The organism is Pseudomonas sp. GW822-FHT02E03, assembly GCF_058802325.1.
Window position 1 is genome coordinate 71,351 of the sequence record NZ_JBXAOA010000018.1, and the last position, 25,398, is coordinate 96,748.

The following is a 25,398-nucleotide window of genomic DNA, read 5'->3' on the forward strand; positions in this document are numbered from 1 at the left end:
GGTATAAGGGGGTTGCGCATCGCCCCAAGCAGTGGCGATATAAGCGCCTAATAAAATTTCAGGGGTTGTTGTATGCCGCTCGCCACGTTGATTCACCGCGCCAGTCTGCCCAGCCCGCAGGTGTCTGCGGCGCAAGCGCTTGAGCTGCTGGAAGAGCATTACGGGCTGAGCGGGCGGTTGCAGGCGCTTGGGAGCCAGCAGGATCTCAATTTCCGCGTCGACAGCGAGCAGGGGCGTTTTGTCCTGAAAATCTGCCGTGGTGATTACTCGGCGCTGGAGCTGCAAGCTCAACACGCAGCGCTCAAGCATCTGGCTGAACATTCCGGCGTGCCGGTGCCGGGAGTGATTGCTGCCAAAAATGGCGCAGACTTGCTCTCACTTGAGGTTGGGGGCCAAGCAGTGCATGTGCGTCTGCTTGATTACATCGACGGCCAGTCCCTGACGCACCTCAATCATCTAAGCCATTCAGTGGTCGCCGGTTTCGGTCGGCTCTGCGGCGAAATGGACCTGGCGCTGGCCGGTTTCAATCACCCAGGCCTTGAGCGCACCCTGCAATGGGACGCTCGCCACGCCAACGCGTTAATCGCTCATTTGCTGCCGGTGATCCAGGATGACCCGCAGCGAAAGCTGATCGCCGAAGCCGCTGAACAGGCCGAGCGCCATTTGCAGCCCTTGGTGGACAAGCTGCCGGTGCAGGCGATTCACATGGACATCACCGACGACAACGTAGTCTGGCAGCGGGATTCGCAGCGCCAATGGCAGTTGCACGGCGTCATCGATTTCGGCGACCTGGTCCGTACCTGGCGGATCACCGATCTGTCGGTGACCTGCGCCGCGCTGCTGCACCATGCCGATGGCGATCCGTTCTACATTTTGCCGGCGGTTCGGGCTTATCACGCGGTCAATCCGTTGCAGCATGAAGAGTTGCTGGCACTCTGGCCGTTGATCGTCGCCCGCTCGGCGGTGCTGGTGCTGAGTGGGGAACAGCAGGTCAGCATTGATCCGGGCAATGAGTACAGTCGCGACAACCTGACCCATGAGTGGGAAATTTTCCGTGTTGCCACATCGGTGCCGTTGGCGTTGATGGAGGCGGCGATTCTTACCGCCGTCGGTCAAAGCCTGCCGAGCATCGGCAGTGAAGACTTCGCGCCATTGTTGCCAAGTCTGGTGGGGCGTGAGTTTGCATTGATCGATCTGGGCGTGCTCAGTCCGCATTTCGAGGCGGGTAACTGGGAGCAGCAAGGGATCGATCTGCGTCTGCTGACTGAGGCCGCCGCGGCTCATGGTCTGGCGGCCAGTCGATATGGTCAGTATCGTCTGTCCCGCACCCGGCCGGACTGCGCCAGAGAACCGGATACTTTCCCGCTACACGTTGCGTTGCGAGTGCCCGATGGCACGGCGGTCGAAGCGCCGTTTGCCGGCGTTATCCATATCGAAGGGGAGAACTTGCTGCAACTGGATGGCCCAGAGCTCAGCGTCCGATTGTGGGGTGTGGCTCCATCGGTTCGCAGTAGCGCGGCGCTAGTCAAAGGCCAGGTGCTGGGTTCGGTCAGCGGGCCGTTGATCGTGCAGTTGTGCCGAAGTGCTCAGCTCGACGCGCCGTTGTTTTGCACGCCATCGCGCGCGGCAGCCTGGCAGGTATTGTGTCCTTCACCTGCCATGTTGTTGGGCCTGGCCTGTGATGCGCAAGAAGAGCTCGACTCGCAGACATTGCTGGCCCGCCGTGACGCGAGTTTCGCTCGTTCCCAGAAGCATTATTACGTCGACCCACCGCGCATCGAGCGCGGCTGGCGCAATCACCTGATCGACATGCAGGGTCGCTCTTACCTCGACATGCTCAACAACGTCGCGGTCCTGGGTCATGGCCATCCGCGCATGGCTGCCGTCGCCAGCCGGCAGTGGTCGTTGCTCAACACCAATTCGCGTTTTCACTACGCGGCGATTGCCGAGTTTTCCGAGCGTTTGTTGAAGCTGGCACCGGACAACATGGATCGCGTATTTCTGGTCAACAGCGGCACCGAGGCCAATGATCTGGCGATTCGCCTGGCCTGGGCCTACAGCGGCGGTCGCGACATGCTCAGCGTGCTGGAGGCGTATCACGGTTGGTCAGTCGCGGCGGACGCGGTCTCGACCTCGATTGCCGACAACCCCAAGGCCTTGAGCAGCCGTCCGGACTGGGTGCATCCAGTGACCGCGCCGAACACCTATCGCGGTGAATTTCGTGGTATCGACAGCGCACCGGACTACGTGCGCAGCGTCGAACACAACCTGGCGAAAATCGCCGAACAAAAACGCCAACTGGCCGGTTTCATCTGCGAGCCGGTGTACGGCAATGCCGGCGGTATCTCGTTGCCGCCGGGTTATTTGAAGCAGGTCTATGCGCTGGTCCGCGCTCAGGGCGGGGTATGCATCGCCGACGAAGTGCAGGTCGGTTACGGCCGCATGGGCAAATTCTTCTGGGGCTTCGAAGAGCAGGGCGTGGTGCCGGACATCATCACCATGGCCAAAGGCATGGGTAACGGCCAGCCGTTGGGCGCTGTCATTACCCGACGGGAAATTGCTGAAGCGCTGGAGGCCGAGGGTTACTTCTTCTCGTCAGCCGGTGGCAGCCCGGTCAGTTGCCAGATTGGCATGGCGGTGCTGGATGTGATGGAAGAAGAAAAACTCTGGGAGAACGCGCAGGTTGTGGGCGGGTATTTCAAAGAACGTCTTGAAGCGTTGATTGACCAGCATCCGTTGGTGGGAGCGGTGCATGGCTCCGGTTTTTATCTGGGCGTGGAGTTGATTCGCAATCGAGAAACCCTGGAGCCCGCGACTGAAGAAACCACGGCGTTGTGCGATCGCCTTCGTGAGTTGGGGATCTTCATGCAGCCGACGGGTGATTACCTGAACATTCTCAAGATCAAGCCGCCGATGGTTACGTCGCATCAGAGCGTGGATTTCTTCGTCGACATGCTGTCGAAGGTGTTGGACGAAGGGTTGTAAGACTTGAGATCGCTTTCGCGGGCAAGTCGGATCGCCGCACCGCTCGCTCCTACGGATCTATGTCGTTCGCGGAATATGCGCACGACACGGACCTGTAGGAGCGAGGCTTGCCCGCGAAGGCGTCATAAAGGCATGCATAAATCTCGATTGTTATCGGGTTTAAGTGAGAAATTTTTGATGGAAAGAATATTTATCGCTTTAAAAGCCGATTTTTATCGGCTATAAAGTCGCCACTGCCCACGGTGTGGATGAACCACGCCCGGTGCTGCCTCTTTCTGTCATCGGTCGATGCCACCCTCGACCCTCAGCACTTGCCCAGGAGATGATTCATGAGCCGTATCGTTACCGTCGCCGCTACCCAGATGGCCTGTTCCTGGGACCTTGAAGCCAACATCGAGACCGCTGAGAAGCTGGTCCGTGAGGCTGCGGCGAAAGGCGCGCAAATCATCCTGATCCAGGAGCTGTTCGAGGCGCCGTACTTCTGCCAGAAACCGAACCCTGATTACCTGCAGCTGGCCACGACGGTCGAAGACAACGTCGCCATCAAGCATTTCCAGAAGGTCGCCAAAGAATTGCAGGTTGTTCTGCCAATCAGCTTCTACGAGCTGGCCGGCCGCGCACGTTTCAATAGCATCGCGATCATCGATGCCGACGGCAGCAACCTCGGGATTTATCGTAAAAGCCACATTCCAGACGGCCCTGGCTACCACGAAAAGTACTACTTCAACCCGGGCGATACTGGCTTCAAAGTCTGGAATACCCGTTACGCGAAAATCGGCGTGGGTATCTGCTGGGATCAGTGGTTCCCTGAGTGCGCCCGCAGCATGGCGCTGCAAGGCGCGGAAATCCTGTTCTACCCGACCGCCATCGGCAGCGAGCCACACGACAAGACCATTTCGTCCCGCGATCATTGGCAGCGCGTGCAACAAGGCCATGCCGGCGCCAACCTGATGCCGCTGATTGCCAGCAACCGCATCGGCAACGAAGAGCAGGACGGCTACGACATTACCTTCTACGGCTCGTCGTTCATCGCCAACCAGTTTGGCGAGAAAGTCCAAGAGCTGAATGAAACAGAAGAAGGCATTCTGGTTCACAGTTTCGACCTCGATGAGCTGGAGCACATCCGCAGCGCATGGGGCTCATTCCGTGACCGTCGCCCGAACCTGTACGGCGCGATCAAAACCCTCGACGGTTCCCTGGAGTCCTGAACCATGACCACTTTGAACAGCACCCCTCGCACCGACGGCTTTTACATGCCCGCCGAATGGGCACCACAGACCCAGACCTGGATGGTCTGGCCCGAGCGCCCGGACAACTGGCGCCTGGGCGGCAAACCGGCGCAAGCCGCGCATGTGGCGGTGGCCAAGGCCATCGCGCGTTTCGAACCGGTGACCGTGGCGGTTTCCGCCGGCCAGTACGAAAATGCTCGCGCCCGTCTCGACGTGCCGAATATTCGTTTGGTGGAGATGTCCAGCGATGACGCCTGGGTTCGGGATACTGGCCCGACGTTCGTCATCAACAATCGCGGCGAAGTCCGTGGTGTGGATTGGGACTTCAATGCATGGGGCGGTTTTGACGGTGGTCTGTATTCGCCGTGGAACCGTGACTCGCAGGTGGCGGGCAAGATCCTCGAAATCGAGCGCAGCCCGCGCTATCGCACCGAAGGTTTTGTGCTCGAAGGCGGCTCGATCCATGTTGATGGCGAAGGCACCCTGATCACTACCGAAGAATGCTTGCTCAACCGCAATCGCAACCCGCACATGGACCGTGCGCAAATCGAAGCGGTGCTCAGCGCCAATCTGGCTGTGGATAAGATTATTTGGCTGCCGGACGGTTTGTTCAACGACGAAACCGACGGCCATGTGGATAACTTCTGCTGCTACGTGCGTCCGGGCGAAGTACTGCTGGCCTGGACCGACGACCCGCAGGACCCGAACTACCCGCGCTGTCAGGCGGCAATGAACGTGCTGCAAAACAGCACCGATGCCAAAGGGCGCCCATTCACGGTGCACAAGATGCCGATTCCTGGGCCGCTGTACGCGACCGAAGACGAGTGCGCTGGCGTGGATCCGGTAGACGGCACTCAGGAACGCAATCCAACCGTTCGCTTGGCCGGCTCTTATGTGAACTTCCTGATCGTCAATGGCGGCATCATCGCGCCGAGCTTCGACGACCCATTGGACGGTCCGGCCAAAGAGATTTTGCAGGCTTTGTTCCCGCAGCACGAAGTGGTCATGGTGCCGGGTCGCGAACTGTTACTGGGGGGCGGTAACATCCACTGCCTTACCCAACAACAGCCCGCGCCGCACAAGGAGTGAGTGAGGTTGTAACAGCCTGAGTTGATTGAAGAATCGATTGAGCAACGATTTAGCCTCGTTATTTCACACAAAGCCCGCAGCCCGTCAGGACTGCGGGCTTTTTTGTATCCACTTGTCGACACTTCGAAAACATTGGCACAGCTCTTGTATCTTCGATGGCGCAACATGGGGAGGGAGAGAACTTCGATGTTCTGTCATAAACCTTGGATAAGTTAGCCGCTCACAAACCAGGAGAGAGCGCTGAGATGAACGCCGAAATGAACGTCGTGAGCGAGCGGGCAATGCATCCCCTGGCAGTTAATAGCGAATCGCTCCAAGTCTTGGCGCAATGGTTGAAGTCCAATGGAACGCGTCAGATCAGAGAACCTGATCCGCGCCGGATGATGATCGAGCGCTACCCCGCTGGTTTATTCAGCGAGGCGGAACTGGAAGCACTGTGGGATGTGATGGAAGGATAAGAAGAAAAACAACGGATTGATAAAAGCGCTGCCGGGAAGGCGGCGCTTTTTTATGGGCGAAGGTTTTTATGATTGATCGTTCCCACGCAGAGCGTGGGAACGATCATCTTTCTCTTAAAAACTGTAAGTACCGGTCACGACCAGGCTCCGTGGTGCGCCCGGCTGGATCTGCGCCGCGCTGGTGGCTGACGAGTAATACTCGCGATCGGTGATGTTATTCAGCGCCGCCCGCAAATCCCAATCCTTGTGCCGGAACCCGGCCAAAGCATCCCAACGGCCATAACCTGGCAACACGGTGGTGTTGAGGTTGTCGGCGTAGCGCTGACCCACCAGGGTCAAACCGGTTTCGGCGTACCAGCCCATTTCCGGTTTCCAGGTCAGGAACAGGCTGCCGTTATGCTTGGCGACGTTGCTGATGCGTTTGCCTTCGAAGCCGTTGTTGTCCTTCTCGACTTTTGCGTCCTGCACGCCGACACCACCGCGCACGTACCAGTTGCCAGCGATCTTGCCGGTGCCGGTCAGCTCTATCCCGCGGGAGCGTTGCAGGCCGGTGAGCAAGGTCATGGTCGGATTGTTCGGGTCGCTGGTGCGACGGTTGGAGAGTTCCAGCTCGTAGATCGCCAGCGTAGTGCTCAGGCGATCGTCGAGCCAGTCGCTCTTCACGCCGATTTCCTTCTGCTTGGTCAGCTCGGGACTCAGATCGTTGCTGTTGCCGGCCGCGCCTGGCGTGATGCCGATCAAGCCGCCACCGACCGGGGAAAAGGTCTTGGTCCAGGAGGCGTAGAAGGAGTGATTCTGCAGCGGCGTCCAGACCACGCCTACGCGCGGGCTGGTGCTGTGGCTGTCGCGATCTTCGGAAATGTCCCGCAGCTTGTTGGTCGATTCGATATCAAAGGTGTCATAACGCAAACCGGCTAGCAGTTGCCATTGATCGTTCAGGCGCAGTTGATCCTGCACGTACACCGCACGGCTTTCGACTTCGGTATGGGTACTGCTCGACACCTGCATCCGCCCGGTATGGCGCAAGTCGCGATTCGGGTTGTACAGATCCAGTGCCGGTACCGGGGAGCTACCGCGCCCGGATGTCGCTGCGTTATACAACGTCGGATCGCGCCGTTGGCTGCCGATCTCGATACCGGTCAGCAAGCGATGCTCCAAGCCGAACGTGTCGAACCCGCCTTCCAGTTCGACGTTGTTATAGACGTTGCGGGTGGTCAGGTCCTGCTGCCAGTGCTGGCGCGTGACCTTGTTGGTCGCCGGGGTGTAGCCGGTCAGGTAGGTGTTGTCGAAATCGCTGTTGAGCTTGAATACACCCAGGGTATGGCGCAGCTGCCAGTTATCGCTGAGTTCATAGCTGAGTTTCGAGCGCAGGGATTGCGACTTGTCGTCGATGAAATCGTGCTCGCTGCCGTAGGTCGTGTCCCTTCCTACGTCTGCCGGGCGCCCGTTGACACCGGGGATGCCGCGATCCGGCGTACGGTTGTAGCGGCTGTATTCGTACTGCACCAACCAGTTCAGGTCGGGCGTCAGTTGCCAGCTCATCGACGGCGCGAACAGTTGGCGATTGCCGCTGACGCCATCGCGAAAACTGTTCTGGTCCATGTTGCCCATGTTCAGACGCAGGCTGATGTTCTCGCTTGGATCGGTGCTGAGGTCGGCATACAGGCTGCGCAGATCATCGCTGCCGCCTTGGGCCTCAATGGTCGAGCGACGACCGAACTCCGGCAGTTTGCTGACCCGGTTGACGATCCCGCCCTGGCTGCCACGGCCATACAAAACAGCGGCTGGGCCTTTGAGGACTTCGATGCGTTCGATGTTGTGCAAGTCGCGCACGTACTGGCTGTCGTCACGGATGCCATCGAGGTAGAAGTCGTTGCTGGCGTCGAAACCACGGATGCGCAGGCTGTCGAAGCGGGTGTCGGCACCGCTGCTGACGTTGGGCATGCCGCTCAGTGCCGTGCCCAGATCGTTGGTGCCGTAATCCACGACGTTCGCGGTTTTCACCGAATCGATGGCCTGCGGCACGTAGCGCACCGGTGTAGCCGTGCGGGTCGCAGTGCTGGTCTCCTTTACGCGTGGATCGTCAACTTGCGCTTCGGCGTTGATCGAAGTCTCGGGTAAAACAGTCGTGGCGGCACAGGTAAAACCTGCAGACAGGAAAGCAGAGAGCCCAAGGGTGATGGGCGTAAGGCGGGAGGGGGCAGGCATCTGAAGCGCATCCGGAAGGGTAGAGAAAATCGAGGGCGCGAATGGTAATGCTTGCTATTTACTTTCGTTAACTATTCTTGAACGGCACCCTTGTTTGATTGTTTCAAGTTATGTCGTGATTGGTACAAAGGTGCAACGGGGTCATTCGACCGATTCATGAAACAGACTGAAAGCCATTCCAGCGTTTTTCCGAAACTGTCTGGGGATTAATCTGCCGGCATTGAGTTTTCCTACTTTGTTGCCGGAGTCTTCCCATGATCCTTCATTACATTTACGACCCATTGTGCGGTTGGTGCTACGGCGCCAAACCATTGGTGCAAGCCGCCCAAGCGGTGTTGCCTGTCATCGCCCACGGTGGCGGCATGATGACCGGTGCCAATCGCCAGACCGTCTCGCCACAACTGCGTAACTACGTGATGCCTCACGACCGACGCATCGCCGAGTACACCGGCCAGCCGTTTGGAGAGGCGTATTTTGAGGGTTTGTTGCGCGATGAGACGGCAGTGTTCGATTCCGCGCCGCCGATTGCTGCCGTGCTGGCAGCCGAGCAGATCGCTGGCCGCGGGCTAGCATTGCTGGGGCGTTTGCAGACGGCTCATTACGTGGAAGGTCGACGCATCGCTGATAACGCCGTGCTGCTGGAACTCGCCACACAGACCGGCCTTGAACCCGAGGCGTTCCAACAGGCATTTAATGAAGCCGACACCGAGCGCCATATCAAGGACAGCCGCGCACTCCTGGCCAAGCTCGGCGGTCAGGGTTTCCCGACCTTTGCGCAGGAGCAGGATGGCCAGTTCACCTTGGTCGACATCGGCCCTTGGCTCGGCAAGCCGCAAGCCTTCGCTCAATGGTTGAGCCAGTCATTGGCGGCAAAAGAGTCTTCATCCGCGTTTCTAGCCTGTGGCCTCGACGGCTGCGCCCATTGAACTCACCTGGAGTCACCATGGATAACCTGAGCCTGATTAAAAGCACCTACGAAGGCGCCAACTCCCAGGAGAATGCGCGCAACACCGCCGCGGCGTTGGCCGATGACGCTCGCTGGACTGAGGCCGCAGGTTTCCCGTACGCCGGGACCTATGTCGGTTTCGACGCTATCGTCGAAAACGTCTTCAAGCGCCTGGCCACCGAGTGGGAAGATTTTCAGTTCAAGGTCGAGCACTACGTCGCACAGGGCGACAAGGTATTTGCCTACGGCAATTACAGCGGAATCTACAAAGCCACCGGCCGCCCGATGAATGCTCGGGTCGCTCACTTGTGGACCCTGGCCGATGGCAAAGTCACGCATTTCGAACAATTCGTCGACAGCCACACCGTGCAATTGGCTATCGCTGACAAGTGATTTCTTAGACGATTTTCGCCTATTCACAGACGATTCCTGAAATTGACACCTTATTAAGGGCGCAGATAGGATGCGCCCCACGCCTGTGGCTAACCGCCATGACTCACAAAACAATAAAAGGCCCGCCGCGAATTTTCGTGGGCGGGCCTTTTTGTTTTTGGGTGAAAAAAGAGCGCGATAGCGCCATTTCAGTGGTTCGACACAGCGCGTATCAACCCGTAATAAGGAAAATAACATGTTGTACAAGCGAATCAGCCTGATCGCATTGGGGATGTTGAGCGCCACTCAGGCTATGGCTAACGACCAGGCCGAATCCAAGGGTTTTGTTGAAGACAGCAGCCTCAAAGTGCTGCTGCGCAACGCCTATATCAATCGTGACTACAAGGACGGCCGACAGGACAAAGCCGAGTGGGGCCAAGCGGCCATCGGTACTTTCTCGTCCGGCTTCACCCAGGGCACCGTCGGTGTCGGTGTGGATGCCTTCGGTCTGTACGCACTGCGTCTGGACGGCGGCAAAGGCCGCAGCGGCGCCGGTGGTATCGACTTTTTCAAACAGGGCGACAGCGGCAACGCGGCGGACGACCTGTCAAAGGGTGGCGCGGCCGTCAAGTTCCGTCTCTCCAGCACCACGCTGACCTATGGCGACCAGATGCCGGCCCTGCCGGTGCTGAACTACGACAACTCGCGCCTGCTGCCAGAAAGCTACACCGGCACTTTGATCACCTCCAAGGAGATCAAAGGTCTGGAACTGAACGCCGGTCGCTTCACCGCCGAATCGCGCAAAAGTGCTGAAGGCCGTGACAGCGGTGGCTTGAAGTCGATCAACGTGTTGGGCGGTAGTTACCAGTTCACCGAACAGTTCAAGGCTGCGCTGTACGCGTCCGACGTCGAAGATGTATTGAAGAAGCAGTACGTGAACGCCAACTACGTGTTCCCGATCGACAAGGATCAGTCCCTGACCCTGGACTTCAACGGCTACCGCACCAAGCTGGACGATTCCTACGTCCGCGAAAGCGGTGCTACCGGCGACGACAACAAGATCTGGAGCCTGGCAGCGACCTTCGCCACCGGCCCGCACTCGTTCACACTCGCTCACCAACGCAGCACCGGCGACAGCAACCTGGGTTACGCCTACGGTGGCTACCAGAAGGATCAAGGTCGCGTCGGCGATGGCGGTAACACCATCTATCTGGCCAACTCCTACTGGTCCGACTTCAACGCCGAAGACGAACGCAGCTGGCAGTTGGGCTACGGTCTGGACTTCAGCGCATTCGGCATTCCTGGCCTGAGCTACAACTTTGCCTATGTGCGCGGTGACAACATCACCACCTCCACCAGCGAAGGCGGCACCGAGCGCGAGATCTTCAACCAGTTCAAGTACGTCGTGCAAAGTGGCCCGGCCAAAGACCTGAGCGTGAAGGTACGCAGCTCGATCCTGCGCGTGTCGCACAAATCCAGCGAGTACAACGTCAGCGGCAACGAACTGCGGGTGTTCGTGGATTACCCGATCAACATCTTCTGATGATCGGCTGAGTTGTTCAGACTCGATAAAGACCCCGACTGGTTCGGGGTTTTTTTTCGCCTCAGGACCGTAAGAAAATACGAAAAATGGCTGTTTTCGATCGCAGAAAGTCGAATTAAAGCAACTTCATAGCGCGTTTCAATCAGCGCTTGATATGCCTGAAATTCTTTCTCATGGGCCGCAAATCCCGCACCTACTAGATTAAGCCGCTAAATGCAGTGGAGACCTAGTAATGATCGTTTTGAACAGAGAAGTTGGCGAATCGCTACGGCGCGACAAATATGTCAACGTCCAGGGAGCTGACTTCAATCTCTTCGGTCATTTTTCCGACTTCGTCAGATTGACCAAAAGTTGGGAAAGCATGGAGCCGGACAGTTATTACGGCCAGGCCGATGCGGGCATGCGTTTCCGTCGTTACAGCGATTTCGAATACAACCCGGTCACCCGTGACTTGACGCAGCTGGAACACCGCGCCTACGTGCAATCGAAGGCCAACAACAGCTACGTCGGCGGACTGGAGCGGCACTTCCAGGATTTCTCCAACGAAGTCATCAATTCGCCGGTGATGCGCAGCCTCATCGATGCGGATTTCGAGGTGTACAAGAACGTATTGCCGCCGGAGTTGCACGACGAAATCTGGCAATGCCAGATCCATCAGATCCGCATCGAAATCAAGCCAGGCAAGCAACTGGAAATCACCCCCGAAGGCATTCATTGCGACGGTTATCCGTTCAGCGGTGTGCATTTCTGGGGCCGCAACAACGTGGATGGTGCCGAGAGCCGTTTGTATTCGGCCCAAGAGGAACAACTGGCGGCGACGACTTATCTGGAAATCCTCGACACCACCTACTTCCTTGATCGCGACATGCGTCACTACGTGACACCGGCACGCAACACCCACGCTCACGAAATGGCCTATCGGCAGATTCTGGCCATTTCCTTCTCGCGGCCCGGGACCGCTTTCGACATTGTTCGCTGAACAGCTAGACCCCATGTTGCACATCGCTGAGTGCCCTGCACCGGTGATGCTGCAGCGCGCGACGGCCAGGGATGCCCAGCGCCTGGAGTGCTTCTTTCGGCAATTCGAAGAAGTGTCGTTCTGTGAATGGCAGGACGCCAAATGCCTGCGCGGTGTGTTGGTGCAAAAAACCACTGCTGCGTTCCTCGCGCTCGATATCCGTGGCGAAGTAGTCGGCGCGGTGTTGGGCGGCATGCTCGGCAGCCGTGGCACCATCAATCACTTGGCGGTGAGCCCGGTGTATCGCAGCCAGGGCGTCGGTCAGCGCCTGGTGGAAGCGGCGTCGGCAGACATGAAACGGGTCGGTGTGCTGCGGATGTTCCTGTTCGTCGACGATGCTAACCTTGCCGGCAAACGTTTTTGGAGTGCCCAGGGCTTTTGCGAGCCGCGTGGCGAAACTACCTTTGAGAGGGACCTATGAATGAGACGTCCAGCAGCCAGCCGCTGATGGTCGAGCCCCAGCCCTCGCGCACGTTTGCTGAAGCCAGCCCGGTGATTGCGGGCTACTTCACAGTGTCGTTTGTGTTCGGTTTGATGGCCGTCAATGCCGGATTGCCTGTGTGGCTGCCGGTCGCGATGTGCCTGTTCGTCTATGCCGGTGCCTCGCAGTTCGCCGCCCTGGCGCTGATCTCCAGCGGCGCGTCGCTGACCACCATCATCCTCACTACGTTTCTGATCAATGCGCGGCACATGCTGATGTCGGTCTACATGGCCAAGGCCTTGCAGGCGATGGGGCTCAGTCGTCTTGAGCGCTGGTGTTATGCCGGCGGGCTGACCGATGAATCGTTCGCCTTCCACAGCGTCAAACTGGGCAAGGGCACGCCGGTCAATGTGCGTTATCTGATTGGCTTCAATCTGTATTGCCACACGTCGTGGGTACTGGGTGGTTTGCTGGGAGCAATCTGCGCGCAGTACGCGGCGCACCTGATCAAATATCAGCTCGACTATGCGCTGACCGCGATGATGCTCTACGTCCTGGTATCGCTGTGCAACACCCGCAATAAACTGATCGCCGCACTGGCCGCAGTCGCCTGCATGGGTGTCCTGAGCCTGATCGGCAGCTCACCCTTCAACGTATTTATCGCCACATTCGTGGGCTGCGGGGTGGGTGTATGCCTGACCAAACGTTCCTGATTCTGGTCGTCGTGCTAATGATGGCCGTGACGTTCCTGCCGCGTGCGTTGCCGCTGCAAGTGAACACCGACCATTGGCCGCCCTTCGTCGCCAGGGCGCTGGAATACCTGCCGGTGGCGATCGTCGCTGCAATCAGCCTTACGCCGCTGTTGATCAAGGATCAGCAGGTGCAGCTCGATCGCCCGGAATTCTATGCAGCGATTCCGACGTTGTTATGTGCGTATTTCAGCAAAAACCTCTTTCTCAGTGTGGCGGTTGGGACGGCTGCGTACATTGCGCTCGGGTCGTTCATGTAGCGACAGAGCGACCACGTCGTTCAAGGCCTGACCCGACAACTCGGGATTATTGACCGCCAACCGCACTTCGAGGGAGTCCTCGAAACCCGGGAAAATGGTCAGGCCGTTACGCAGCGCCGCTTCACGGGAAACCATGCCAAGGCCGTCCATTTGTGTGATCAACGACAGGGTCAGGGTCTCGCTGCAGGAATAGATCATCCGCTTGCCTGACTCGTAATGACCAAGGCCGGCGTCGAGAAAGCGCAAGAAGCTGTGGGAATACGGACAATCATCGGCAGGACGAACCTGAAACTTATTGCCGAGCAGCATCAGCGGATCGTTTTCCTGACCGCAATGGGCACCGACCACCTGCACCTGTACATGGGGCAGGGCAATGCTGGGTAACCCCGGTTGTTGCGGGCCGATCAGCACGGCCAGGTCGAAATCCTCATTCTTCAACTTGCTGAGGTTTTCCATCGACTCGGCGTAGCTGAATTCCAGTTGATAATCAGGAAACACCTCAATGAGGCGCCCGATCATTCGCCGGTTGAAGTCGGCCGAGAGCGTGGTGTTAAGTGCAACCTTGAGCGTGCGTTGCCCAGGCACTTTGAGCGCGGCGACTTTTTCTTCCAGTTGCCGCGTGGCGACCAACACTTTGTCCATGTAGGGCGTGAGCTCCGTGCCCTGCGTTGTCAGGGTCAGCCCCTTGTTGGAGCGACGAAACAACCGAAAACCGAACTGCTCTTCAACCTTGTTCAACTGCGCGGCCAATGCCTGCACGGTCAAACAGGAATGCTCTGCCGCTGCCGACAATGAGCCGGTCTGCACAATGCGCATGAGGTTACGTAAGGTTCTGCTATCCATTTGGGTAATGCCCTCTAAAGTGGGCTGGCTATTGTTGTGTACCTGGCCGCCGGGTAGGCGTCGGTCGCGTGCTGGCTATGATCCTGCACCTGAGCATGCTTGTCCCGAGTTTAGTAGCGAAATGATTCCGCGTCCGATGGTTTGAGGCTTACAGAGGATCGGGGTTTTGGTGGAGGGTAGGTGATCAGGGTCAAAGAAAAGGCCCGGATGGAGAGGTGTGGGCGTTTTTTGGAAGCAGCTAAACCTTTTTCCAGGGCAAAAAAAAGCAGCCTGATCAGGCTGCTTTCATGAATAGGTGCTTGATATTGTGCTCCCTCAAGCAGGGGAGGAGAGGTTTACCCGAGCGCTGATTTTCAGGTCATCAACGGGGCTCCTACATCGACTATTGCCACCTGAAGGCAGTCGGTTTCGCGCTCTCGATTAAATTTTCTTCCCGTGTGACGCGGGTGTCAACGGGTGTCTTTGACCGTGTGTCGGCGTCTTTCCGGCCGGTTTTTTCTTGGTCGGGGAGTGTCTGCAACATGTTATGCCCGAACACAAAATTTATGACACTCCTACCGCCTCGCAATGACGGTGAAGACTTTCGCAGCGAAAGAAAAGGTTCAGGGGCATAAACTCATTACACCACATCACTAATGATGTTCCCGTCCCCATCTTTATCCCCCTGAGCCAACCTCATACAGTCCTCTCCAACGCCTCTCCATCATTCGATGAGAGGGTCACTGGAGATTCCTCATGCCTTTCGTAAGCGTACGCATCACCCGCGATGGCGTTACCTCAGAGCAGAAAGCTCAGGTGATCGCCGAAATCACTGAAACCCTGGAACGTGTCCTCAACAAACGCCCGGACCTGACCCACATTGTGATCGAAGAAGTCGACACCGATAACTGGGGCTATGCCGGGATCACCACTACCCAATACCGCAAGCAACTGGCTGAGGCGCAAGGGCAGTCATGACCGCGTCCGTCAAAACCATTATTCAGTAGTAGAGGGTTCATCATGAGCAATTCGAAAAAAGTCATCGTTATTACTGGCGCCTCTCAAGGTCTCGGCGCAGGCATGGTCAAGGCCTTCCGTGATCTCGATTACCGGATCGTCGCCACTTCGCGTTCGATCCAGCCATCCACCGACCCGGACATCCTTACCGTTGCCGGCGACATCGGCGACCCGGCGATCGCCCAGCGAGTCATCCGTGAAACGATCGAACGTTTCGGCCGTATCGACACCTTGGTAAACAACGCCGGGATCTTCATCGCCAAGCCATTCACTGCCTACACTCCCGAGGACTATGCCGCGGTGCTGTCGGTGAACCTGAATGGTTTCTTCTACATCACCCAACTCGCGATTATCGAGATGGAAAAACAGGGCAGCGGCCACATCGTCAACATCACCACCAGCCTGGTGGACCACGCCATTGACGGCGTGCCGTCGGTATTGGCCTCGTTGACCAAAGGTGGATTGAACGCGGCGACCAAATCCCTGGCCATTGAGTATGCCAAGCGTGGCATTCGGGTGAATGCGGTTTCCCCGGGCATCATCAAGACACCGATGCATGGTGAGGAAACCCACGAAGCACTGGGAAGTTTGCACCCGGTTGGGCACATGGGAGAGATCAGCGATATTGCTCAGGCTGTGGTGTATCTGGACAGCGCCAACTTTGTCACCGGCGAGATCTTGCATGTTGATGGTGGGCAGAGTGCGGGGCACTGAGAGCGGTTCAGGAGTAGGGCGCTGTTCACAGCAAGGACGACGACCAGCGCTCTCATCCTTGAGTCATTAACCTCCGAACGGCGCTACCTTGATCGGTTCACCTTTCTTTGCGCATGACGGCGGATTGGTCATACCCAGCGTCAGCAGGTTGCCGCCGTTAATGATGCAGTTGAACTGCTGGTTATCATTGGTTTTCAGCGCGACATAAGTATTCGTGCCTTCAGTACGACGGCTGACAATACTCAAGTCAGAAGGTGAATAGCCCAACGCGCCGGCGCTCTGAGATTTGATCTGCTCATCGGTTAGCGTGTTGGTACTGCTGGCGATGGAGTTGCAGCCGGCCAGAGTGAACAACAGCGCACCCGCCAGGGTTATTTTGTGAAGAGTCATGGGAGTGTTCCTTACTCGTTTGTGTTTCTTTCGGTCGTGTGGTGCCACGTACTTACCGGAAATCACAACTGAGGAAAGCAGTGGCTTGTGAAGCGTAGCAGAGGGAGATCTGCTCATTAGTGGCTGAGAGACTTCTTGTGCTGACTGTTCAGGCCAATGCTGTTAGCCCCACGCCCCCCCAGAAGCAACAAAACCCTCGCATTGCTGCGAGGGCTTTGTTTTGATGCAGTGCTGGAGCTGCGAAGGATGCTCCAGGCTGATGATTTCATTTCTTCCCAAGGATGGATATTTACCTAATGCTCAAGTTCAACGCTCATCTCGGTTTCCAATTCAATGAATTGCCTTTTCTGCAACGCATCGAAGCCGCCGCCGCAGCGGGTTTTCGGGCGGTGGAGTTCCCGTCGCCCTATGAATTCGACGCGAGCCTCCTGGCAGACCACCTGGCGCAATACAGTCTGCCGTTGATTCAGTTCGCCGCACCGGCGGGCGTTACCAAAGGCATCGCTGCGTTGCAGGGCAAGGAAGAAGAGTTTCGCCACGGTTTGCTCCAGGCCGCCCGCTATGCAAAGGCGCTGGCATGTTCGGATGTCCACATCATGTCTGGCGTTACGACGCAGGATGACGCAGGACCTATCTTCGGAGGCAACCTGGAGTATGCCGTCAAGTACTTCGAGGATCAGGGATTGCGGCCGCTTATCGAAGTCATTTGTACGCAAGAGATGCCGGGCTATTACATGTCTGACTTCAGCAAGGCGCAACAGGTGCTGGAGACCTTCCCGAGTGTCGGGCTGATTCTCGATCTTTACCATGCTCAGCTTTTGACCGGAGATGCGGCAGATATTCTGGCTCGGTTTTATGACAGAACAGTCCATGTGCAAATAGCCGACTGCCCGGGGCGTCACGAACCGGGAACAGGGAACATAGACTTCGCAGCCTTGTTCGCCGCGCTGGAGCAGCGTGGCTACACAGGATGGATCGGGTGTGAATACCGTCCTTCCGGTTCCACTGTTGCGAGCCTTGACTGGATTAAACAGCTAAGTGCTTAGCGCTTGCGATGCGGGCGGGATTCGCATTTCACATCAAGCGGCTGTGCTGCGAGCCATCAGTGAACTAATGCAATACAGCGATACCGTCCGCGAAGAAAACCAAGACCTGCGCATCCCCTTCGCCAAAGCACTCCATGACCTCTATGCCGGACAGAAGTCCGACGCCGAGTTGACGGAAATGGTGCTGCTGATGCTGGAAGTGGAAACCGCCCCCTTGCTCGGCAAAGGGCCCCACGCAGGAGCGCCATCCGGGAACAACAACCTCTGAGAAGTGGAAAAAGGACAACTTTATCTTCCCAGATGGAAATCGTCGTATCCCTGGTTCGAGCAAAAAAGACCCGCACGATTTGAGCATACTGACAACGTCAACCTAGGCTTGGCGGGTGTATTGGTGTGCATTTCAGGTGGGTGCAGTCGCTCGTCAACGTCATGCTGAAGCGAATGTGTAACGGCAAGCGCGTAGGCGAATTTGGTGGGGCTATCAAGGTCGGGTGGAAGCAGATTCTCCAACCCCAGAAACAACAAAGCCCTCGTATTTCTACGAGGGCTTTGTTTTGTATGGTGCCGGCACCAGGAGTCGAACCCGGGACCTACTGATTACAAGTCAGTTGCTCTACCAACTGAGCTATACCGGCGTGTTAGGGCGACGATTATAGCGATTGGGTTGGTTCTGTAAACCCCTGAATTCAGACTATTTTTACGCCGGCGTTCGGTCAGGCGCGAACCAGCACTTTCTTGAGCTTCTGCAGGGCACGCCAGGCTCGGCTGTTTTGCATCGCCCGCAGCTGCGCTTCGGCGTGTTCGGCGCGTTGCAGGGCGGCGGCGAGGTGGTTTTCGGCGTCAGTGACGGGGTGGCTGAAGTTGTGGCCGCGGCAGAACTGGAATTCGTCCAGGTTGCATGGCGGAATGTCGAAGGCGGGTTTGAGGGCCAGGTGTTCTTCGGCGAGGTAGTAGGTGTTGATGCCGTCGAACAGGATGGGCTGGTAGCCGGCGCCGGTGACGAGGGTTTCCCAGGTCTGGTCGCGTTCCCATGGGGTTTCGATGAGGATGATCCATGGACGCCATCGGGTGAAGTCCATGCCGCGCAGGACGGTTTCTTCGTGGCCTTCGACGTCGATTTTCAGGAAGTGGATCGTGCGGTTCCCGGCGTGTTGTTCACAGATGGAGGCCAGGGTGCGGGATTTGACGGTTTGGCTGCGCACGTCCATGCCGGCGTCTTTGTGTTGCTGGGCCAGGGCCGGGTCGAGGGTCGACAGGCCGGTGCCGGCGATGCCGTAGAAGGTCAGGTCGTCGGCGCTTTCGCCGGCCACGCATTGCAGGTTGATGTCGTTGGGGCGTTGTTCGCACAGGGCGTCGTAATAATTTGGCATGGGTTCGACGTTGATGCCGGTCCAGCCGCGGTCATAAAAGGCCTTGGTGACGGAGTCCTGGGTGGGGTGGTTGGCCCCGATGTCGATGTAAAAGCCATTTTCGACGTATTTGAGGGCGCGCCACAGGCGGATGTCTTCGAAATTCTGGGCGTAAGAAATGAACATCACGGTCGCATCCTGTCGGTCAGATTTTTCTTGTTCATGGCCGCACTGTCGGCGTCCTTGTATGCGTGTATAGCAAGGGACGTTGCAAGGCGCAATTTTGCGCTATGGATGTCCGGTGTTCGGCGGTTATGTCGTTTTGATTAAATGCTTATGCACAATGGAGCAGGGGCGATGGCCTGTTCATTACGATTTTGTGAACTCGTTCTCATTTGTCTGCAAATGCCTGTTTTACCGGTTTTTTATAAGGGTGAACAAAAAATGACCAGCAGTGTTTAAGGCGTAAAACGGTGCGGATATTGGATCCATGATAATTCCATCAACAGAGTTATCCACAGGCTGTGGCTATTTAAGGACGTTCTGCCAGGAGTAGGAAATTGCGCGGCGTGAGTGGAGTTTTACAGAAGGTGCCGAGACGAACGGCGTAACCCTGTTCAATGAGGAAAAGTGCCCGATCAAGTACCAGCCACAGCTCCAGCGGCCGTCGGAAAAGGCCTCGTAGCAGCTCCAGATTGCGGACTTCAGCCAATCGCTGCCAACCGGCGGTTTCGAGTGTAGTCCAATCTGGGGCACCAACTGTGGATAAGTCTTTGAGTGCTGCCAGATCGCGGCAGTAATCGGCGAAAGGCTTGTCCAGCCAGGCGCTGGGCAGGGAAGGGGTTGGCAGGTATTCGTCGACGCCGCGCAGTTGCCGTTGCAGCAAGTCGAACGCCAGGCGCCGCGCCATGGAGGTGTCGCGCTGGCGTCGGACGCGAGCGCCGGCGGTGACGGTTTCGCTCATCGGCAGCGCAAGATCATCAACGGAGAGACGTAGGTCGGAGCGCTCAGCCGCGCGGGAAAGCGGCTGATAGGTGTTCGGACTGATCCGGTTGTAGCAGCACGGTGCGATGGCCAGTTGTTTGCAACCGGCGGCGCTGGCGAGCTGGATCAGTCGCACATGCAGATCACCGCAGGCGTGCAGCGCTACGGGCGTGTGTTCGGCGTTCAATAAGGAGGCTGCGCCTGGCGCGAGCACATCCTGCTCGACGTGCAACGCATGCAACTGATGACGCTGGCTGAGTGCCTGGCCGCTGGCGACCAGCGCCGGGTCGAACTCCAGGCACGTCAGTTGTTGCCCGGTTTGCAGCAGACGCCGCCCCAAATGGCCCTTGCCCGAACACCAATCCAGCCAATGCGTCGGTGCATGAGCAAACTGCAGGCGACCGGCGAACGCTTCAATCTGCTGCCATTTGCGCCCCGGCACATCCACATTCAATCGATGACTTGCCGCTTCAAGTGTACGAGCTGGTAATTCACCCACCGTGCTCAGGTCAGCAGACATCGCGGCCAATGAGGCAAATGGCTCCGGCGCATCAAGCAAACAAGGTTGGTTATGACTGCTTTCCGCATCCTCCAGTGACCGTCCGCGTAGCCAAAACGCCAACTCCGGGTAGGACGCTTCCCAGGGCAGTTGCAGGTGGGTAAACGGTCGAGGTTTCCATAGCGCCTGATGCTCGATCAGGAAAGCATCCAGCGCGGTGAAACGGGCGAGAAGGGCCTCGCCCGTCAGCACGCAGGAATCAACGCCCTTGGCAGGCATCGACGCGCAGCCAGCGCTCCAGCAGCTTGAAGCCACGAACCAGCACGTAAGCCATCAGCAGATAGAACATGCCCGCGGCGAAGAAAATCTCCACTGGCAGGTAGGTGCGGGCAATGATGGTGCGAGCCATGCCGGTCAATTCCAGCAAGGTTACGGTGCTGGCCAGGGCGCTGGCCTTGAGCATCAGGATCACTTCGTTGCTGTAGGCCGGCAGGCCGATGCGCGCCGCACGCGGCAGCATGATGTAGAACAGGGCTTTGGTCCGGGACATGCCCAGCGCCCGCGCCGCTTCAATCTCGCCCGGAGGAATCGCCTGGATCGCGCCGCGCAGGATTTCGGCGATATAGGCCGCGGTGTGCAGGGTCATGGTCGCGGTGGCGCACCAGAACGGACTGCGCAGGTAGGGCCACATCGAGCTGTTACGCACCGCGTCGAACTGCGCCAGGCCGTAGTAGACCAGGAACAGCTGAACCAGCAACGGCGTGCCGCGGAAAAAGAAGATGTAGCCGTAGGGGAATGCCCGCACGTACCAGAGTCGTGACGAGCGAGCGATGCCCAGCGGTATCGCCAGCAGCAACCCGGCGATCACGGCGATAGCCACCAGCTCCAGGGTCAGCGTCGCGCCCTGAGCCAGTTTTGGCAGCCACTTGATGATGACTTCCCAGTTCATTGGGTGCTCCTGGCGAAGCCGCGAGCGGCACGTCGTTCCATAAAGTGCATGCCGGTCATGGCCAGAATGGTCAGACCCAGATACATGAAGGCGGCCACCATATAAAAGGTGAACGGTTGCTTGGATATGGTCACGCCGATTTGTGTGTGACGCATGATTTCTTCCAGGCCGATGACGGAAACCAGCGCAGTGTCTTTCATCAGGATCATGAACAGGTTGCCCAGGCCGGGAAGGGCGATTCGCCACATCTGCGGCATGATCAGCCGGGTAAAGATGCGAAATTTCGACAGGCCCAAGGCCACGCCGGCTTCACGGTGACCCTTGGGGATCGCCAGAATCGCACCACGAAACACTTCCGTGGCGTAGGCGCCGAAGCACAGTCCCAGCGCAATCACGCCGGCGGCGAAGGCGTTGAGTTCGAGGTCGGGGTTGCCGAAGAACTCGCCCAAGGCACGCATCAAGTTGACTGTGCCGAAGTAGATCAACAGCACCCAGAGCAATTCCGGGATGCCGCGAACCAGCGTGGAATAAGTGCCGCCAAGCCATTGCAGCGGCTTGTACGGGGAAGTCTTGGCCAAGGCGCCGAGCAGACCGAGCACCAGCCCCAGGCACAAGGCCGAGAGTGCCAGTTTCACAGTCATCAGCGCACCAGCGGCGAGCGCCGGGCCGAATCCGTAGAGGTCGATAATCATGGATTTCTATTCAAATCGCGGCAGGCAATGCGAAGGACCGGCACCGTCAGAGAACGGCGCCGGCCAGGCAGCTCAGAATCAGTAGATGCTGAACGGGAAGTACTTGTCGTTGATCTTTTTGTAGGTGCCGTCAGCGACGATTTCTTTCAGCGCAGCGTCCAGCTTCTCGCGGATCGGGTCGTTCTTGCGCACAGCGATACCGATCTTGTCGCTTTCTTCCACCGGATCGCCCTTGAATTCGTAAGCACGGCCAGCGTCGCTTTTCAGCCATTCGTAGTTGACGTATTTGTCGGCGAGGATGCCGTCCAGACGACCCGAAGTCAGGTCCAGGTAGGCGTTTTCCTGGGTGTCGTAGAGTTTGATTTCGACGCCTTCCATGTTGTCTTCCAGCCAGGTGCCGGCCAGGGTCGCGCGTTGAGCGCCGATAACCTTGCCTTGCAACGAAGCCTTGTCGGTCTTGAAGTCGACGTTTTTCGGTGCGATGAACTGCAGCTTGTTGGAGTAGTACGGGGCGGTGAAGTCCACTGCTTGCTTGCGCTCGTCAGTGATCGACATCGAGGAGATCAGGAAGTCGAACTTCTTGGCGTTCAGCGCCGGGATGATGCCGTCCCAGTCGGACGTAACCACGGTGCACTCGACTTTCATCTTGGCGCACAGGGCATCGCCGATATCTTTGTCGAAGCCGACGACATTGCCACTGGCATCTTTGTTGTTGAACGGCGGGTAGGCCGCTTCGATGCCCATCTTCAAGGTCTCGGCGGCGGCACCGGCGCTGAAGGCCAGGGTGACAGCAGCGGCCAGGAAGATTTTTTTGTAGTTCTGCATGCGGGTAGCTCCGTTAGCGGTTGCTGGACATGAATTGTTTGCAGCGCGCCGAAAGCGGGTTTTCAAACACCTGCTGTGGCGATCCTTGTTCTTCGACCAGGCCTTGGTGAAGGAACACCACTTCGCTGGACACCTGACGGGCAAAGCTCATTTCGTGGGTCACCAGCAGCATGGTGCGGCCTTCTTCGGCCAATGCGCGGATGACATTAAGTACTTCCTGGACCATTTCCGGGTCAAGGGCGGAGGTGGGTTCGTCGAACAGAATGACCTTGGGCTGCATCGCCAGGGTGCGGGCGATGGCCGCGCGTTGCTGCTGGCCGCCGGAGAGTTGCGCCGGGTAGGCGTGGCGCTTGTCAGCGATGCCGACCTTGGCCAGCAAGGCTTCGGCGACTTCAATGGCTTCGGCCTTACTTTGGCCGAGTACGCGGCGCGGGGCTTCGATGATGTTGTCCAGCACGCTCATGTGCGGCCAGAGATTAAAGTTTTGAAATACAAAACCGATCTCGCTGCGCAGGCGATTGATCTGCTTGCCATCGGCAGCGACCAGTTCGCCGTTCTTGGCGGCTTTGAGCTTGAGTTCTTCGCCGGCGACCAGGATCTGGCCCTGATGCGGGTTTTCCAGCAGGTTGATGCAGCGCAGGAACGTGGACTTGCCGGAACCGGAGGAACCCAGGATCGAGATCACATCGCCGTCGCGGGCGGTCAGCGAGATGCCTTTGAGCACCTCAAGCTGTCCGTAGCGTTTGTGCAAGTTGCGGATTTCAAGCGCGGGCGTGGCCTCAGCCATGTGCGTTCCTCATAGTGTTTTGCGCTCCTGCTATTGGCGGCCTTCCTGGCGAGGCGGCCAAGCTAGCATAGCGTTCGAATGGCAGCCAACAGCGCTACGGACGGTAAACGGGTGGCATGTGGCAGGTTGTCGCATCGGCACAGCAGACTGTCGCCCCATCAACAACCGAACAGCCGTTTGAACGCGCTCGGGCGTGGCTGTCGCGTAAAAAAAGGCGCGATGTTGCCAGCTTTGTCGGGGTGTTGGAAGCGCCAACCGGACAAACGTTCCTGATCTGCACTTTTATTGTGCGCACCTGTATTTCTTGATGTGTTTTTGGTGCGCAGATTCGTTACTGAAGTGGGTGGCAGGGTAACGCTCTGGCGAAATGCCATTAATCTCAATGACTTGCGATAACTGCTCGATCTGCGTGCAGGCCCCGTGTAACGGGCGCGTGAAACATTTTGGCGCACTTATTGCGTGCAGAATAAGAAACGCCCTGTTGGATTCTTTTTACGAGAAGGGATTTCAGACCGGGCCGACGTCATCGCTTTACTTGCAAAGGTAGTTTTAATGAGCAGTAGCCAAAGCTCCTCCAATGGCCTTGAACAGGGGCTAAAACCGCGTCATGTGACCATGCTGTCGATTGCCGGAGTCATCGGCGCCGGCCTGTTCGTCGGCTCCGGCCACGCCATTGCCGCTGCTGGCCCGGCCGTGCTGTTGGCTTACGCGGCCGCCGGTGCCCTAGTGGTTCTGGTCATGCGAATGCTCGGCGAGATGGCCGTTGCGTCGCCAGACACAGGGTCCTTCTCGACGTACGCCGATCGCGCGATTGGTCACTGGGCCGGTTTCACCATCGGCTGGCTCTACTGGTGGTTCTGGGTTTTGGTCATCCCGCTGGAGGCTAACGCTGCCGCGACCATTTTGCATGCCTGGTTCCCGAACGTGGCGATCTGGGCCTTCACCTTGGTTATCACGTTGCTGCTGACGGCGACCAACCTGTTCAGTGTGAAGAATTATGGTGAGTTCGAGTTCTGGTTCGCCCTGGTCAAAGTCATAGCGATCATCGGCTTTATCGGTCTTGGCATTCTGGCAATCTTCGGCTTCCTGCCGACCAGCCAGGTCAGCGGCGTGTCGCATTTGTTTGACACTCAAGGCTTCCTGCCAAACGGCATGGGCGCGGTGCTGGGTGCCATCCTGACCACTATGTTTTCCTTCATGGGCACTGAGATCGTGACCATTGCGGCCGCGGAATCGAAGAACCCTGGCCAGCAGATTTCCAAGGCTACCAACTCGGTGATCTGGCGGATTGGCTTGTTCTACCTCGTCTCCATCTTCATTGTTGTGGCCTTGGTGCCATGGAATGACCCGATTCTGGCCAGTGTCGGTTCCTACCAGACCGTGCTGGAGCGCATGGGTATCCCGAATGCCAAGCTGATCGTCGATATTGTGGTTCTGGTTGCGGTAACCAGCTGCCTGAACTCGGCGCTCTACACTGCTTCGCGCATGATGTTCTCGTTGGGCAAACGCGGCGATGCGCCGGCCGTTTCCCAGCGCACCAACAGCAGCGGCACACCTTACTGGGCTGTGATGCTGTCGACCGCTGCTGCGTTTCTTGCAGTGTTCGCTAACTACGTGGCCCCGGCCGCTGTATTCGAATTCCTGCTGGCCAGCTCGGGCGCCATCGCGTTGCTGGTGTACCTGGTGATCGCGATTTCGCAACTGCGTATGCGCAAACAGCGTATGGCTCGCGGTGAAAAAATCGCCTTCAGCATGTGGCTGTTCCCGGGCCTGACCTACGCAGTGATCGTATTCATTGTCGCGGCCCTGACCATCATGCTGTTCCAGGAAGCCCATCGCGTGGAGATTCTCGCGACCGGCCTGCTAAGCGCACTCGTGGTGGCGGCGGGGTTGCTGGTAGCTCGACGTCGTCGCAACGAGAAGTTGACCGCAGCGATAGCGCGCTGAGTGTTCTGACTCAAAGTAAACGCGGTAGAAACACCGAACGACCGTCATCAGAAATGATCACGGTCGTTTTTGCTTTTTCGGTTGGCTATCTCATGGACA

At 57.8% G+C, this 25,398-nt stretch carries 25 protein-coding genes and 1 tRNA gene; 16 read left to right on the forward strand and 10 right to left on the reverse strand.

Going from position 1 to position 25,398, the window contains the following annotated elements:
• Positions 1-72 precede the first annotated feature (72 nt).
• From AC1RQB_RS15555 to AC1RQB_RS15570, 4 genes are all read left to right on the forward strand, one after another.
• Positions 73-2,985 (forward strand): aminotransferase, encoded by a 2,913-nt coding sequence (locus tag AC1RQB_RS15555; protein ID WP_063341878.1) that lies wholly within the window; start codon positions 73-75, stop codon positions 2,983-2,985.
• Positions 2,986-3,314: 329 nt separating this feature from the next.
• Positions 3,315-4,193 (forward strand): N-carbamoylputrescine amidase, encoded by an 879-nt coding sequence (gene aguB, locus AC1RQB_RS15560; protein WP_008068730.1) that lies wholly within the window; start codon positions 3,315-3,317, stop codon positions 4,191-4,193.
• A 3-nt stretch (positions 4,194-4,196) separates the two neighbouring features.
• Positions 4,197-5,303 carry an agmatine deiminase gene (gene aguA, locus AC1RQB_RS15565; protein ID WP_008068731.1) on the forward strand — a complete coding sequence of 369 codons (1,107 nt, stop codon included), beginning with the start codon at positions 4,197-4,199 and terminating at the stop codon, positions 5,301-5,303.
• Between the two features lie 245 nt (positions 5,304-5,548).
• A complete protein-coding gene (locus tag AC1RQB_RS15570; protein WP_008068732.1) occupies positions 5,549-5,761 on the forward strand; it encodes a hypothetical protein in 213 nt (70 codons plus the stop codon).
• A 114-nt stretch (positions 5,762-5,875) separates the two neighbouring features.
• Here AC1RQB_RS15570 and AC1RQB_RS15575 read toward each other — a convergent pair whose 3' ends face one another.
• Complete coding sequence (locus AC1RQB_RS15575; RefSeq protein ID WP_063341877.1) at positions 5,876-7,969, reverse strand: TonB-dependent receptor; 2,094 nt, start codon at positions 7,967-7,969, stop codon at positions 5,876-5,878.
• A gap of 254 nt (positions 7,970-8,223) precedes the next feature.
• Between AC1RQB_RS15575 and AC1RQB_RS15580 the strand changes: the two genes are divergently transcribed.
• The 7 genes from AC1RQB_RS15580 to AC1RQB_RS15610 all read left to right on the forward strand — a co-directional run bounded on the left by AC1RQB_RS15580 (position 8,224) and on the right by AC1RQB_RS15610 (position 13,278).
• On the forward strand, positions 8,224-8,895 hold the full coding sequence (locus tag AC1RQB_RS15580; RefSeq protein ID WP_063341876.1) for a DsbA family protein: 672 nt from the start codon (positions 8,224-8,226) through the stop codon (positions 8,893-8,895).
• Between the two features lie 17 nt (positions 8,896-8,912).
• Positions 8,913-9,308, forward strand: a complete 396-nt coding sequence (locus tag AC1RQB_RS15585; RefSeq protein WP_063341875.1) for a nuclear transport factor 2 family protein — start codon at positions 8,913-8,915, stop codon at positions 9,306-9,308.
• 235 nt (positions 9,309-9,543) lie between these two features.
• A complete protein-coding gene (locus tag AC1RQB_RS15590; RefSeq protein ID WP_063341874.1) occupies positions 9,544-10,830 on the forward strand; it encodes an OprD family porin in 1,287 nt (428 codons plus the stop codon).
• A gap of 232 nt (positions 10,831-11,062) precedes the next feature.
• Entirely contained in the window at positions 11,063-11,809 is a 747-nt protein-coding gene (locus AC1RQB_RS15595; RefSeq protein WP_008005252.1) for a 2OG-Fe dioxygenase family protein, read from the forward strand.
• A gap of 46 nt (positions 11,810-11,855) precedes the next feature.
• A complete protein-coding gene (locus AC1RQB_RS15600; protein WP_177319480.1) occupies positions 11,856-12,269 on the forward strand; it encodes a GNAT family N-acetyltransferase in 414 nt (137 codons plus the stop codon).
• Complete coding sequence (locus AC1RQB_RS15605) at positions 12,266-12,982, forward strand: AzlC family ABC transporter permease (protein WP_008068738.1); 717 nt, start codon at positions 12,266-12,268, stop codon at positions 12,980-12,982. The genes AC1RQB_RS15600 and AC1RQB_RS15605 overlap by 4 nt, the downstream gene beginning before the upstream one ends.
• Entirely contained in the window at positions 12,961-13,278 is a 318-nt protein-coding gene (locus AC1RQB_RS15610) for an AzlD domain-containing protein (RefSeq protein WP_008068739.1), read from the forward strand. The genes AC1RQB_RS15605 and AC1RQB_RS15610 overlap by 22 nt, the downstream gene beginning before the upstream one ends.
• On the opposite strand, the gene AC1RQB_RS15615 is transcribed toward AC1RQB_RS15610, so the two are convergent.
• Positions 13,195-14,121 (reverse strand): LysR family transcriptional regulator, encoded by a 927-nt coding sequence (locus AC1RQB_RS15615; protein WP_063341873.1) that lies wholly within the window; start codon positions 14,119-14,121, stop codon positions 13,195-13,197. The two genes, AC1RQB_RS15610 and AC1RQB_RS15615, sit on opposite strands and share 84 nt — an antisense overlap.
• Positions 14,122-14,856: 735 nt before the next feature.
• On the opposite strand from AC1RQB_RS15615, the gene AC1RQB_RS15620 reads away from it, so the two are divergent.
• On the forward strand, positions 14,857-15,078 hold the full coding sequence (locus AC1RQB_RS15620; protein ID WP_007897514.1) for a tautomerase family protein: 222 nt from the start codon (positions 14,857-14,859) through the stop codon (positions 15,076-15,078).
• 42 nt (positions 15,079-15,120) lie between these two features.
• Positions 15,121-15,831, forward strand: coding sequence for an SDR family NAD(P)-dependent oxidoreductase (locus tag AC1RQB_RS15625; protein ID WP_063341872.1), 711 nt, complete (start codon positions 15,121-15,123; stop codon positions 15,829-15,831).
• Between the two features lie 66 nt (positions 15,832-15,897).
• Here AC1RQB_RS15625 and AC1RQB_RS15630 read toward each other — a convergent pair whose 3' ends face one another.
• Positions 15,898-16,221, reverse strand: a complete 324-nt coding sequence (locus AC1RQB_RS15630) for a hypothetical protein (protein ID WP_063341871.1) — start codon at positions 16,219-16,221, stop codon at positions 15,898-15,900.
• A 296-nt stretch (positions 16,222-16,517) separates the two neighbouring features.
• Between AC1RQB_RS15630 and AC1RQB_RS15635 the strand changes: the two genes are divergently transcribed.
• Entirely contained in the window at positions 16,518-17,267 is a 750-nt protein-coding gene (locus AC1RQB_RS15635; RefSeq protein WP_063343907.1) for a hydroxypyruvate isomerase family protein, read from the forward strand.
• A 67-nt stretch (positions 17,268-17,334) separates the two neighbouring features.
• Positions 17,335-17,535: a hypothetical protein gene (locus AC1RQB_RS15640; protein ID WP_241824465.1), complete on the forward strand. Its 201-nt coding sequence runs from the start codon at positions 17,335-17,337 to the stop codon at positions 17,533-17,535.
• A gap of 291 nt (positions 17,536-17,826) precedes the next feature.
• On the opposite strand, the gene AC1RQB_RS15645 is transcribed toward AC1RQB_RS15640, so the two are convergent.
• The 7 genes from AC1RQB_RS15645 to AC1RQB_RS15675 form a co-directional block, all read right to left on the reverse strand.
• Positions 17,827-17,902 (reverse strand) — tRNA-Thr (locus tag AC1RQB_RS15645).
• 78 nt (positions 17,903-17,980) lie between these two features.
• Positions 17,981-18,805 (reverse strand): FkbM family methyltransferase, encoded by an 825-nt coding sequence (locus AC1RQB_RS15650; RefSeq protein WP_063341869.1) that lies wholly within the window; start codon positions 18,803-18,805, stop codon positions 17,981-17,983.
• Between the two features lie 343 nt (positions 18,806-19,148).
• On the reverse strand, positions 19,149-20,378 hold the full coding sequence (locus tag AC1RQB_RS15655) for a methyltransferase (RefSeq protein WP_063341868.1): 1,230 nt from the start codon (positions 20,376-20,378) through the stop codon (positions 19,149-19,151).
• Positions 20,359-21,048 (reverse strand): ABC transporter permease, encoded by a 690-nt coding sequence (locus AC1RQB_RS15660; RefSeq protein ID WP_008068747.1) that lies wholly within the window; start codon positions 21,046-21,048, stop codon positions 20,359-20,361. The genes AC1RQB_RS15655 and AC1RQB_RS15660 overlap by 20 nt, the downstream gene beginning before the upstream one ends.
• Entirely contained in the window at positions 21,045-21,740 is a 696-nt protein-coding gene (locus AC1RQB_RS15665; protein ID WP_008068748.1) for an ABC transporter permease, read from the reverse strand. The genes AC1RQB_RS15660 and AC1RQB_RS15665 overlap by 4 nt, the downstream gene beginning before the upstream one ends.
• Before the next feature lie 78 nt (positions 21,741-21,818).
• Positions 21,819-22,565, reverse strand: coding sequence for an ABC transporter substrate-binding protein (locus AC1RQB_RS15670; protein WP_063341867.1), 747 nt, complete (start codon positions 22,563-22,565; stop codon positions 21,819-21,821).
• Between the two features lie 13 nt (positions 22,566-22,578).
• The gene (locus AC1RQB_RS15675; protein ID WP_008068763.1) at positions 22,579-23,352 is read right to left on the reverse strand and encodes an ABC transporter ATP-binding protein; all 774 of its coding nucleotides are present in this window, start codon (positions 23,350-23,352) and stop codon (positions 22,579-22,581) included.
• Between the two features lie 552 nt (positions 23,353-23,904).
• On the opposite strand from AC1RQB_RS15675, the gene gabP reads away from it, so the two are divergent.
• Positions 23,905-25,299 (forward strand): GABA permease, encoded by a 1,395-nt coding sequence (gabP, locus tag AC1RQB_RS15680; protein ID WP_063341866.1) that lies wholly within the window; start codon positions 23,905-23,907, stop codon positions 25,297-25,299.
• The last annotated feature ends 99 nt before the right edge of the window (positions 25,300-25,398 follow it).